The 243-nt window shown below is 35.4% G+C and carries 1 pseudogene; it reads right to left on the minus strand.

What is annotated here, in order from left to right:
* Positions 1-243, minus strand: a pseudogene (locus KVT34_RS30920) (ABC transporter permease subunit); the annotation flags it as partial.

The raw sequence follows: 243 nt of genomic DNA on the forward strand, positions 1-243 counted from the left end.
TACTGGATTATTTGATATAAAAATAAAGAGCCAGTTGTGCCATAACGCATCGTGCTCTTTTTCCAATCTTCTAAGGCACTACCTGTAAATAGATAGGGGGTATAAATGGTGTTTTGAATGAATGGTTCAGCTTTATTTTTTTTCAGTAATACTAATTCTTCCAACGTTGCCCGTGCTGTAAATAAGGAAATATATTGTTTCTCAATTGCGTGAGGGAAAGAGTTAGAGCCTTTTGAGCTCTTA

This window comes from Paenibacillus sp. GbtcB18 (genome assembly GCF_019091125.1).
In the GTDB taxonomy this organism is placed as follows: domain Bacteria; phylum Bacillota; class Bacilli; order Paenibacillales; family NBRC-103111; genus Paenibacillus_F; species Paenibacillus_F chitinolyticus.